General features: G+C 55.3%; 8 protein-coding genes, 1 rRNA gene and 1 pseudogene. 7 read left to right on the forward strand and 3 right to left on the reverse strand.

Features of this window, described 5'->3' with window-relative positions; genetic code table 11:
• The 3 genes from rrf to birA all read left to right on the forward strand — a co-directional run.
• A 5S ribosomal RNA gene (gene rrf, locus AX755_RS25990) occupies nt 1-74 on the forward strand; the annotation flags it as partial.
• 126 nt (nt 75-200) lie between these two features.
• Nucleotides 201-1,229, forward strand: a complete 1,029-nt coding sequence (gene murB / locus AX755_RS01605; RefSeq protein WP_062856184.1) for a UDP-N-acetylmuramate dehydrogenase — start codon at nt 201-203, stop codon at nt 1,227-1,229.
• Nucleotides 1,226-2,188 carry a bifunctional biotin--[acetyl-CoA-carboxylase] ligase/biotin operon repressor BirA gene (gene birA / locus AX755_RS01610; RefSeq protein WP_013099224.1) on the forward strand — a complete coding sequence of 321 codons (963 nt, stop codon included), beginning with the start codon at nt 1,226-1,228 and terminating at the stop codon, nt 2,186-2,188. The genes murB and birA overlap by 4 nt, the downstream gene beginning before the upstream one ends.
• A 115-nt stretch (nt 2,189-2,303) precedes the next feature.
• Here birA and bcsG read toward each other — a convergent pair whose 3' ends face one another.
• From bcsG to bcsE, 3 genes and pseudogenes are all read right to left on the reverse strand, one after another.
• Complete coding sequence (bcsG, locus tag AX755_RS01615) at nt 2,304-3,983, reverse strand: cellulose biosynthesis protein BcsG (RefSeq protein WP_013099223.1); 1,680 nt, start codon at nt 3,981-3,983, stop codon at nt 2,304-2,306.
• Entirely contained in the window at nt 3,976-4,173 is a 198-nt protein-coding gene (bcsF, locus tag AX755_RS01620; protein ID WP_028027931.1) for a cellulose biosynthesis protein BcsF, read from the reverse strand. Before bcsF ends, bcsG begins: the two co-directional genes overlap by 8 nt.
• Nucleotides 4,167-5,729 (reverse strand): annotated as a pseudogene (gene bcsE, locus AX755_RS01625) (cellulose biosynthesis c-di-GMP-binding protein BcsE). Before bcsE ends, bcsF begins: the two are co-directional and overlap by 7 nt.
• 173 nt (nt 5,730-5,902) lie before the next feature.
• Here bcsE and bcsR point away from each other — a divergent pair.
• The 4 genes from bcsR to bcsB are packed head-to-tail and all read left to right on the forward strand — an operon-like array spanning nt 5,903 to nt 11,901.
• Entirely contained in the window at nt 5,903-6,091 is a 189-nt protein-coding gene (gene bcsR, locus AX755_RS01630) for a cellulose biosynthesis protein BcsR (protein WP_013099220.1), read from the forward strand.
• Between the two features lie 11 nt (nt 6,092-6,102).
• Nucleotides 6,103-6,855 carry a cellulose biosynthesis protein BcsQ gene (gene bcsQ, locus AX755_RS01635; protein ID WP_013099219.1) on the forward strand — a complete coding sequence of 251 codons (753 nt, stop codon included), beginning with the start codon at nt 6,103-6,105 and terminating at the stop codon, nt 6,853-6,855.
• Nucleotides 6,852-9,467, forward strand: a complete 2,616-nt coding sequence (gene bcsA, locus AX755_RS01640) for a UDP-forming cellulose synthase catalytic subunit (protein WP_029883686.1) — start codon at nt 6,852-6,854, stop codon at nt 9,465-9,467. The genes bcsQ and bcsA overlap by 4 nt, the downstream gene beginning before the upstream one ends.
• Before the next feature lie 10 nt (nt 9,468-9,477).
• The gene (bcsB, locus tag AX755_RS01645; RefSeq protein ID WP_062856185.1) at nt 9,478-11,901 is read left to right on the forward strand and encodes a cellulose biosynthesis cyclic di-GMP-binding regulatory protein BcsB; all 2,424 of its coding nucleotides are present in this window, start codon (nt 9,478-9,480) and stop codon (nt 11,899-11,901) included.

Here is an 11,901-nt window from a genome sequence, read left to right on the forward strand (position 1 = left end):
AACTCAGAAGTGAAACGCCGTAGCGCCGATGGTAGTGTGGGGTCTCCCCATGTGAGAGTAGGGAACTGCCAGGCATCAAATAAGTGAAGAGGCCATCCGAAAGGATGGCCTTTTTGCGTTTCTGCGCTGCACAAACTAATCCCCCACAACGTACTGCTTATACGGTAAACTACCTGCGTTTTTGCATCAGGATAGCGCCTATGAACCACTCCCTTAAGCCCTGGAATACCTTTGGTATTCAACGGAATGCTAATCACATTGTACGCGCCGATACGGCCCAGCAACTGCTGGATGCATGGCAACGCGCAACAGAAAACAACGAACCCGTACTGATTCTGGGCGAAGGCAGCAATGTCCTGTTTCTCGATGATTTTGCCGGGACGGTCATTATTAACCGCATCATGGGAATTGAGGTCGAAGAGTGCGCCGATAGCTGGCGTTTGCGCGTAGGTGCCGGCGAAAACTGGCATCAACTGGTGCAATATACCCTCGAAAAAGGGATGCCGGGACTGGAAAACCTGGCTCTCATCCCGGGCTGTGCGGGATCATCGCCCATTCAAAATATCGGTGCGTATGGCATCGAACTCAAACACGTGTGCGACTATGTCGACTGCATTGAGCTGGCGACCGGTACGGCTCAGCGTTTAACGGCAGAGCAGTGCCGTTTTGGCTACCGTGACAGCATCTTCAAACATGAATATCAGGATCGCTACGTCATTGTCGCTGTGGGCCTGCGTCTGTCCAAAACCTGGCAGCCGGTGCTGACCTATGGAGATTTAACGCGCCTCGATCCAGCAACCGTCACCCCTCGCGATGTGTTTGACTCGGTTTGCCATATGCGCATGACCAAACTGCCCGATCCCAAAGTAAACGGAAATGCCGGCAGTTTCTTCAAAAACCCGGTCATAAGCAGCGAAAATGCGAATGCATTACTGGCTAAATGGCCTACTGCCCCGCATTACCCGCAGGCGGATGGCAGCGTGAAGCTGGCCGCAGGGTGGCTTATCGATCAGTGCCAGTTAAAAGGTACTACCGTGGGCGGCGCAGCGGTTCACCGTCAGCAGGCACTGGTGCTGATCAATCAACACGATGCGACCAGCGACGACGTGGTGCAACTGGCGCACCATGTGCGTCAGCAAGTGGGTGAGAAATTTAACGTCTGGCTGGAGCCGGAAGTCCGCTTCATTGGTCGTACGGGTGAAGTGAATGCTGTGGAGGCTATCGCGTGAAGGACAATACCATCCCGTTAACCCTGATTGGCATCCTTGCCGACGGTGAGTTTCATTCTGGCGAGCAATTAGGCGAGCAGCTAGGCATGAGCCGTGCTGCCATTAATAAACATATTCAGACCCTCCGCGACTGGGGGGTTGATGTCTTCACCGTGCCCGGAAAAGGCTACAGCCTGCCGGAGCCTATTCAGCTCCTGAATGAAGAACTCATCCGCAGCCAGATAGGGCAGGGTAACGTGGCCGTATTGCCGGTCATCGATTCGACAAACCAGTACCTGCTGGAGCGGATAGGCGAGCTGGAATCAGGGGATGCCTGCGTTGCAGAGTACCAGCAGGCCGGGCGCGGCCGTCGCGGGCGTAAGTGGTTCTCACCGTTTGGCGCAAACCTCTATCTTTCCATGTACTGGCGTCTTGAGCAGGGGCCTGCCGCCGCAGTGGGTCTGAGTCTGGTGATTGGTATCGTTATGGCGGAAGTTCTGCATGAACTTGGCGCGGATAAAGTACGGGTAAAATGGCCAAACGACCTTTACCTGAACGATCGTAAGCTTGCCGGCATCCTGGTCGAACTGACGGGAAAAACTGGCGATGCGGCGCAAATTGTCATTGGTGCCGGTCTCAATATGGTAATGAGAAATGTGCAAAGCGATGTGGTGAATCAGGCGTGGACCAACCTGCAGGAAGCGGGGATCACCATCGATCGCAACACGCTTGCCGTGCGTATGATTAAAGAGCTGCGTACCTCCCTGTCTCTCTTTGAACAGGAAGGGCTGGCATCGTTCCTGTCTCGTTGGGAAAAACTCGATAACTTTATCAACCGACCGGTGAAACTGCTGATTGGTGATAAGGAGATCTACGGTATCTCTCGCGGCATTGATGCACAGGGTGCCCTGCTCCTGGAGCAGGATGGCGTCATCAAGCCCTGGGTGGGCGGTGAGATCTCCCTGCGCAGCGCTGAATAAATAAGTATGCGCCCTAGAGGATGGAAGATGGCTATTATTCCGCGAGCCTGAAAATGCTCGTCTGGCTCGCGGAACAATCATTCCCTCTCCCCGAGGGGAAGAGGGTCTGGAGAACTTACTGCGGATAAGGTACCCAGTCTCCGCCGTTCAGGCGAACGTACGGTTTGTTCTGGTACTGAATGACAACCGCATTCGCATTCTCTGACACTTCCGCGGTTTGCGGCAGATTGCTGGTGAGCTGATCCCAGTTCACGCTATCTTCCACAAACAGCTTACCATCGACCGCGCGGGCCACGAGCTCAGAGATGGCCAGATAGCTGACTGGCTGAGTGATCTCAATCGGTGCGCCCTGATGCGGTGCCTTCATACCAAAGAATTTAATCCCGGCAGGCACGTTGGTAATGGACGGGCTGGGGATATCGCGCAGGCCGGACACCTGCATTCTGTCGCCTTTCAGCGCCCCACCGTGCTCCGGAACGACAACCACCATCACTTTACGGCCAGATTTTTCCAGCTCAGTGAAGAACGCATCCAGCTCATCAAAGAACTTCTGCGCACGCACTTTGTAATCCGCCGTTTTGCTCACGCCCGGGAAATGGTTACCGTCGTGAAGGGGCAGGGTGTTATAGAACGTGGCGCTGCGCGGATTGCTGTCTTTTTCAATGGTCTGCAGCCAGCGCTGTAGCACGGCGGTATCGTCATAGACTGGCGAGCCGTCGAAGCCCAGCAGCGTGACCGGCAGCCCGGTTTGATCCATCAGCGGTGCCTGCATACCCCCTTCTTCACGTACCTCTTTCAGGAAGTTACCGAACTGACCGTTATGCCCCAGCATCAGATGCTGCGTAAAGCCCAGTTTCGCCAGGTTATCGAACAGATAACACTGGTTGCCAGCGGGCTGATACAAATTCTTGTGCGATGGCTGGCCGCAGCTTGCTCGCAGCAGGCGGATGGCCGCCGGGCCGCTGTACGAGGTGGCAGAGTTAAAGTCTTTAAACTGGATATCGAAATGCGACCACAGCGGGTGCGACATTAAACCAGCCGCATCAACGTCAGCCCAGGAGAGGGAGCAGATGTTAATTACCAGCAGTTCAAACGGCTGGGCATCCGCCGGGAGTGCATCCGGGAATTTAGTCTGACGCTTATCTTCCGCGGTGTAGAAGCTGGAAAGCCAGGCATTCAGGTTGGTTGAGGTCGGCGGTGCGGTCTGCGCTGGAATATCGCCCACCACCGGCGTGTCGCCAGCCGTGGCAACGGTTGCTGCCGCGCTTCCTCCGGTGGTGGTCACCGTGCTGGTCGGTTGACCGGCAGGCCACAGGGAAAAACTTGGCCCAGCCAGCGTCAGAACGTTCAGCCAAATCATAATGGCAACGACAAACACCGTGACGCGGATCCACTGTGACAGAAACAGCCAGGCAACCAGCAGCACAAAGACCGCGCCAATCATCTGCCAGTTAATAAAGCGCTCGGTCAGGTCGAGGATATAGCTGGCGCTAAACCCGGCGACCTGCGAACCCTGACTCATGATGCTGTCCGGCCCCGGCAGCCAGGTATCATGCCAGAACAGCGCAAAACCCAGCGGGATGGCAACCCAATGACGCAAGCGATGCAGCCTGATATTGGGCAGCGGCATCAGCAGGAAGGCCATAAACACCAGGTTCAGCAGAGGATGGAAGTTCAGATAGCCAGCCCACAGCAGACCAAACTTCACCAGAAAGTAGAAGTTCCAGCCGGAAAGGCCGCGCCAGTATTGCCACAGAGGCGATGGTGACGAAGCGGTATAAGTTGAGTTAGTCATGTTTTCGGTCTGCCTTGACGTGTGTTGCCCGTGTCAGTGTTCCGGCTGGTTTGACATAGCGAGGTTTGCCAAACGCCATTCTGGCCGTATCGCGAATACGACGCAGTGAATGGCGTGCATAATAACCAAGCGGGAAAAAGATCAGCGCACAGAATACAACCAGTTGAATGATATCGCTGATATTCATGATGGTGCGTTCTCCCCATTCTCAGTTAATAAGCGAAGGGGTTCCGGAACCCGACGCCAGACATGGCCGTCATGCCGTGCATTGAGGATCGGTTTGATATCGCTCGTGACAGGTAGCGGTTTCACCCAGTTTTCAGGCGCGAGGGCACGCATCTGCACCAGCTCAGCGCTGATCAGATTGTCTTCGAACCAAATCATACGGTTTGAGAAAATATCCCCGGTAGGCAGCGGGAAGATATGGTTCAGTGCGGTATCGAGATCGTTCACCCGACAAAAAGACAAAAACAGTACCAGGCGGTTGTCGCCAATCGTCATGATGTCCCCGGTACGGTTCGGGCGGCATAAGGTGAGCGCCTGTTCCACGCGGATCCCCGGTACAGGTCGCAGGGCAACCATTACCCCTTTCCCGTCTGCAGGAAGCAGCGTGTTGTTCATCATGTTGCCAACGGCATCGCAGAAGGTATCCCATTTCTGATAACCACGCAGTTTCATCGGCTGCGTCATGGAAAGCAGCGTGGAAATATCTTCCGGTACGTGGCGGTTGAACTGCTGCCCCTGGACACTTTCGATAAGCGTCAGACAGCGTGACAGAGGGGCATTCCACGGGATAACCATGTTTGCGCCACAGCCCAAAAGCAGACGCTCATCCGTGGCACGCAGGCTGGTATTGTTTTCGCGTACCACAATTTTTAACGCGCTGCCGCGTTGACGACGTAAGGTATGAATTTGTCGTGCCAGCATTTCAATCTGGTTGTTCTGCATCAGCGAGAAAACAAGGGTTGCCGCCTGCGTCGTGCGGGCTTCATGAAAAAGTGCTTCATTGGACTCAAACAGGGACCAGTTTTCAGACAGCGCGGGCGCCCCCTCCAGTACCGCAATATGGCTCAGGATCCGTTTTTCATCGCTGCGCGGTTGCACCACGGTTTCTTCTTGCTGGGCAAGGTGCCACTCGCCGTCAATATGTTTAAGCGTAAGTTGCTGTCTGGCGCTCACGCCTTTTTCATTACACCAGAATGCAATATCGTAGAGATAGCTGCCCGCCTGGTCGCGCAGACTCGCCAGGCCGAATAGCGAGCGATACTCCGCCATTAAAAGTGAGAACAGCTTGTCGTTATTACTGCCGGGATTGATTATCAACAGCGTGCAATTTTAAAATTTTGCCCATTTATTGATTTTTTCCAGCCACTGCAGCAGTTTCTCCGTCGGGATATTTTGCAGGGCGTTATGTGAACATTTAAGAATCAATAAAAAACGGTCTGGATTGATGGAACACTGAATGTCGCGGGATAAATAGTATAGACTATCTGCTTCCGACGGCATGGAAAACAAGCGTACCGTCTGTGGACCGCGGTCTCGCTCAAGCGTAATAATTTGCTTCGGGTCTTCGCCCATACTAATGACAGCGACCCGGGAGTCCTTACCCTGCGCGGCAATTGTCTGGTTTACCAGACTGATAGCATCTTCATTACGATCCGAATTAACCCACCAGACTCCTCCGACTGGCATGTGGCGCAATTCGTCCCATAATGACTGGATGCCAATAGAAAATATGGAGTCCACGGTGTCCCTCTTTTCGTCTAATTTATCTGTATATCAGTTTACTAGCGAAAGCGTAGAAATAAACCTAACATTGAAATTAAAGAGCATCAGATTTAGCATGTAAATGAAATTTCACAGGGCAGGAAGCCTCGCGACTTCAGAGAGTAAAACGATACTCAAAGGGATGGAAAAAAATGGATAATAACGAACCCGGAACCCCAGTCGATTCGACCCTGGGTTACACATTCCAAAACGATTTTCTGGCGCTGACGCAGGCCTTTTCTTTACCTGAAATAGATTACACCGATATTTCCCAGCGGGAACAGTTGGCTGCGGCTATTAAACGTTGGCCGTTATTAGCTGAATTTACCCAACAACAATAAGGGAGCCATTGATGGCCATACTCGGATTACAGGGCGTCCGTGGTGGAGTGGGTACAACATCCGTTACCGCGGCGCTGGCGTGGTCATTACAGCTTTTAGGTGAATCGGTGCTGGTGATTGACGCCTGCGCCGACAATTTGCTGCGTATGTCATTTAACGTCGACTTTACCCGTACAGAGGGTTGGGCCCGCGCGTTGCTTGATGATAAAGACTGGCGTGATGCGGGTCTGCGTTACACCTCCCAGCTCGATCTCCTGCCGTTTGGTCAACTGACCACGACAGAGCGTGAGAATGAAGCCGCCTATCAGCGTTTATTCTCGCAATTCACACTCGCGCTGCAGAGCCTCAAAGAAAAAGGCCATTATCAGTGGATCCTGCTGGATCTGCCGCACGGTGCCGGCACGCTGACCCGACAGCTGATTGCCCAGTGCGACCACGTGCTCTCCATTGTGAACGTCGATGCTAATTGCCATATCCGTCTACATCAGCAGGGGTTGCCCCAGAATAGCCATATCCTGATTAACGATTTACGCATTGGCAGCCAGATCCAGGACGATCTGTATCAGGTCTGGCTGCAAAGCCAGCGTCGTCTGCTGCCGATTGTGATCCATCGTGATGAGGGGATGGCGGAATGCCTCGCCTCCAAACAGCCACTCGGCGAGTATCGCAGCGATTCTCTGGCGGCAGAAGAGATCCTGACGCTGGCGAACTGGTGTCTGCTGCACTTCGCCCAAGAGGCGGATCCTGCCAGAGGTACGGTATGAGTCGACTCGCCAGCTGGTTACTCATCCCACCGGTCAGTTCGCGTTTAAGCGACCATTACCGGCATTATCGCCGGCATGGTGCCTCGGCATTTAGCGCCGCGTTCGGCTGTTTCTGGATGATTCTGGCCTGGATGTTCATCCCCCTCGAGCACCCCCGCTGGCAGCGCATTCGTGCGCGACACAGTGAATTGTATCCGCACATTAATCCTGACCGTCCACGGCCGTTAGATCCGGCGCGGTACATCATTCAGGCCATCTGGCTGGTGGTTACGTCGCCGCGGCAGGAGAAAAAGACGCCGCACTGGCGCAGCTTCAGCCGGGTCCAGCTTTTACGCGAACGCTATCATCAGTGGCTGGACAGGCTGCCTGACCGCGTGGGCGATAAGACCAGCCATCTGGATAACCATAAAGAACTCGGGCATCTGCACCCGGGTTTACGGCGTTTTATTCTGGGCGTGATAGTTGTCTTCTCGCTCATTCTGGCGCTGGTCTGTATCACGCAACCCTTTAACCCGCTGGCGCAGTTCACTTTCCTGATCCTGCTGTGGGGCGTGGCGCTGCTGGTGCGGCGTATACCGGGGCGCTTCTCCGCCCTGATGCTGATTGTGTTATCACTGACCGTCTCCTGCCGCTATATCTGGTGGCGTTATACCTCTACGCTGAACTGGGATGATCCGGTCAGTCTGGTATGCGGTCTGGTGCTGCTGTTTGCTGAAACGTACGCCTGGATTGTGCTGGTGTTGGGCTATTTCCAGGTGATCTGGCCGCTCAACCGCCAGCCGGTTCCGCTGCCAAAAGATACGTCGCAGTGGCCGACTGTCGATCTCTTTGTGCCGACCTATAACGAAGATCTGAGCGTGGTGAAAAATACCATTTACGCCGCGCTGGGTATCGACTGGCCCAAAGATAAGCTCAAAATCTGGATCCTGGATGACGGCGGTCGGGCCGCGTTCCGTGAGTTCGCGCAAGAGGTGGGCGTTGAGTATATCGCCCGTACCTCTCACGAACATGCCAAAGCCGGGAACATCAACAACGCGCTGAAGTATGCGACAGGGGAGTTTGTCTCCATCTTTGACTGCGACCACGTGCCGACGCGCTCGTTCCTGCAGATGACGATGGGCTGGTTCCTGAAAGAGAAAGCGCTGGCGATGATGCAGACGCCGCACCATTTCTTCTCGCCGGATCCGTTTGAACGTAACCTCGGCCGTTTCCGTAAGACCCCGAACGAAGGCACGTTGTTCTATGGCCTGGTGCAGGACGGCAACGACATGTGGGATGCGACCTTCTTCTGCGGTTCCTGTGCGGTTATCCGCCGTAAACCGCTGGATGAAATTGGCGGCATCGCGGTTGAAACGGTCACTGAAGATGCCCATACCTCGCTACGCCTGCACCGTCGCGGCTATACCTCGGCCTATATGCGTATCCCTCAGGCGGCCGGTCTGGCGACGGAATCCCTGTCGGCGCATATCGGCCAGCGTATTCGCTGGGCGCGCGGGATGGTACAGATTTTCCGTCTTGATAACCCGCTGTTGGGTAAAGGCCTCAAGCTGGCGCAACGTCTGTGCTACGTCAACGCCATGTTCCACTTCTTATCCGGTATTCCGCGGCTGATCTTCCTGACCGCGCCGCTGGCGTTCCTGCTTCTTCACGCCTATATCATCTACGCGCCCGCGCTGATGATTGCGCTGTTTGTTCTGCCGCACATGATCCACGCGAGCCTGACCAACTCGAAGATTCAGGGCAAGTATCGCCACTCATTCTGGAGTGAAATCTACGAAACGGTGCTGGCCTGGTACATCGCGCCGCCAACGATGGTGGCGCTGATTAACCCGCATAAAGGCAAGTTTAACGTCACCGCGAAGGGGGGCCTGGTGGAAGAGGAGTATGTCGACTGGGTGATCTCCCGTCCGTACATCTTCCTGGTGCTGCTGAACATTGTGGGGGTAATTGCCGGTATCTGGCGCTACTTCTACGGTCCGGAAAACGAAATCCTGACGGTGTTCGTCAGTATGGCATGGGTATTTTACAACCTGATTATCCTTGGCGGCGCAGTGGCGGTGTCGGTGGAAAGCAAGCAGGTACGTCGCGCGCATCGTGTTGAAATCAGCATGCCTGCGGCGATAGCCCGTGAAGATGGTCATCTCTTCTCCTGTACCGTTCATGACTTCTCCGACGGTGGTCTGGGTATCAAAATCAACGGACAGGCGAAGGTGCTGGAAGGGCAGAAGGTTAACCTGCTGCTTAAGCGTGGCCAGCAGGAGTATGTCTTCCCGACACAGGTTGTGCGTGTGGCAGGCAATGAAGTGGGTCTGCAGCTGATGCCGCTGACCAGGAAGCAACATATTGATTTTGTGCAGTGTACGTTTGCCCGCGCGGATACGTGGGCTCTCTGGCAGGACAGCTTCCCGGAAGATAAACCTCTGGAAAGCCTGCTGGATATTCTGAAGCTGGGGTTCCGTGGCTATCGTCACCTTGCAGAATTTGCCCCGTCGTCGGTGAAAATAATTTTCCGGTCACTTACTTCGCTGGTTTCCTGGGTCGTGTCGTTCATTCCTCGTCGTCCTGAGCGGGATGAGGCGAAGCAGGCGGACCCGGTTATGGCTCAACAATGATGATAACGCGATGAAAACAAAACTTTCCTGGTTATGTGCAGTGGCAATGGGGATGAGTACGCTCCCTGCAACAATGGCTAACGCAGCGCCTGATAACGCCGCGGCCACGCCAGCTCCTACGGTGCCTGTGGTGTCGCAAGCGACCGAGCCGGTTGTCACCGCGGCGCCCGGTCAAACAGAAAACGTCGTTCCCAACCAGCCGACAGCGGGAAATACCCTGCCGGCCGACGCACAGGTTGTGGGACAGGTGATGCCGGGTGTTCCGGGGGCTAATGCGCCTGTTGTCACGGAAAATGCCCCGTCGCGGGACGTGAAGCTCACCTTTGCGCAAATTGCGCCGCCTCCGGGCAGCATGGTGCTGCGCGGCGTCAATCCTAAAGGCGGCGTTGAGTTTGGTATGCGCAGCGATGAGGTTGTGTCGAAGGCGGTGCTGAACCTGGAATATACCCCTTCTCCTTCGCTGCTGCCGACCCAGTCTCAGCTGAAGGTCTACCTGAATGACGAACTGATGGACGTGCTGCCGGTCACCAAAGAGCAGTTGGGCAAGAAAACCCTGGCTCAGGTGCCGATCAACCCGCTGTTTATCACCGACTTTAACCGTATCCGTCTGGAATTCGTGGGCCATTACCGTGACGTCTGCGAAAACCCGGCCAGCAACACGCTGTGGATGGATGTCGGGCGTAACTCATCGCTGCAGATGACCTACCAGTCGCTGGCGCTGAAAAACGATCTCTCCGCGTTCCCGGTGCCGTTCTTCGATCCGCGTGATAATCGCCCGTTAAACCTGCCGATGGTCTTTGCGTCCTCACCGGACGTCACGGAGCAACTGGCAGCGACCATCGTGGCCTCCTGGTTCGGCTCCCGTTCCGGCTGGCGCGGGCAGAACTTCCCGGTTATGTATGACAAGATCCCTGACAGAAATGCCATCATCTTTGCGACCAACGCGAAGCGTCCTGCTTTCCTGCGTGAGCACCCGGATGTCAAAGCGCCGACCATTGAGATGATAAGCCACCCGGATAACCCGTATGTGAAGCTGCTGGTGGTTTTCGGGCGTGATGAGAAAGACCTGGTGCAGGCGGCAAAAGCGATTGCGCAGGGGAATATCCTGTTCCGCGGCAGCAGCGTAATTGTCGATGAGGTCAAGCCGCTGCTGGCACGTAAACCTTATGATGCGCCAAACTGGGTACGTACCGACCGCGCCGTCACCTTCGGCGAGCTGAAAACCTATGAAGAGCAGCTGCAGTCGACAGGGATTGAGCCGTCTCCTGTCAGCCTGTCGCTGAACCTGCCGCCGGACCTGTATCTGCTGCGCACCACCGGTATCGATATGAACATGAACTATCGTTACACCGCGCCGTCAACCAAAGACAGTTCGCGCATGGATATCAGCCTGAATAATCAGTTCCTGCAGTCGTTTAATCTGGTGAGTAATCAGGAAACGAACCGTCTGCTGCTGCGTTTGCCGGTACTGCAGGGGCTGCTGGATGGTAAAACCGATGTCTCCATCCCGGCGCTGAAGCTCGGGGCGGTAAACCAGCTGCGCTTTGATTTCCAGTACATGAATCCAATGCCGGGCGGTTCGGTGGACAACTGCATCACCTTCCAGCCGGTGCAGAACCACGTCGTGATTGGCGATGAATCGACCATCGACTTCTCGAAGTACTATCACTTCCTCGCCATGCCGGATCTGCGGGCGTTTGCTAACGCGGGCTTCCCGTTCAGCCGTATGGCGGACCTGTCTGAATCCATTGTTGTGATGCCAAAAGTGCCAAATGAAGGGCAGGTGACGACTCTGCTGGACACCATGGCGACCGTAGGCGCGCAAACGGGCCTGCCGGCGATTAACGTTACCCTGACGGATGATGGCGCTCAAATTCAGGACAAAGATGCGGACATCATGGTGATCGGTTCCATCCCGGATAAGCTGAAGGATGAGAAGCGTATCGATCTGCTGGTTCAGGCAGCCCAGTCCTGGGTTAACACGCCGCTGCGTCAGACCGAGTTCCCGAGCATCATGCCGGATATCAACGATCGTAAAGCCAGCGCGCAGACGGCTGTCACGTCTCAGGGGGCGATGGCGGCCGTGGTCGGCTTCCAGTCACCGTACAACGATCAGCGTAGCGTGATTGCCCTGCTCGCAGACAGCCCGCGTGGCTACGAACTGCTCAACAGTGCGATGAACGACAGCGGTAAACGTGCCGCGATGTTCGGCTCTGTGTCGGTGATCCGTGAGTCGGGCGTGAACAGCCTGCGCGTAGGCGATGTGTACTATGTAGGGCATCTGCCATGGTTCGAACGTCTGTGGTATGCGCTCTCTAACCATCCGATTCTGCTCGCTATCCTGGCCGCCGTCAGCGTGGTGCTGCTGGCCTGGGTGCTGTGGCGTCTGCTGCGTATCATCAGCCGTCGTCGCCTGAATCCGGATCATGAGTAA

The organism is Enterobacter sp. SENG-6 (genome assembly GCF_001605945.1).
GTDB classification, from domain to species: domain Bacteria; phylum Pseudomonadota; class Gammaproteobacteria; order Enterobacterales; family Enterobacteriaceae; genus Enterobacter; species Enterobacter cloacae.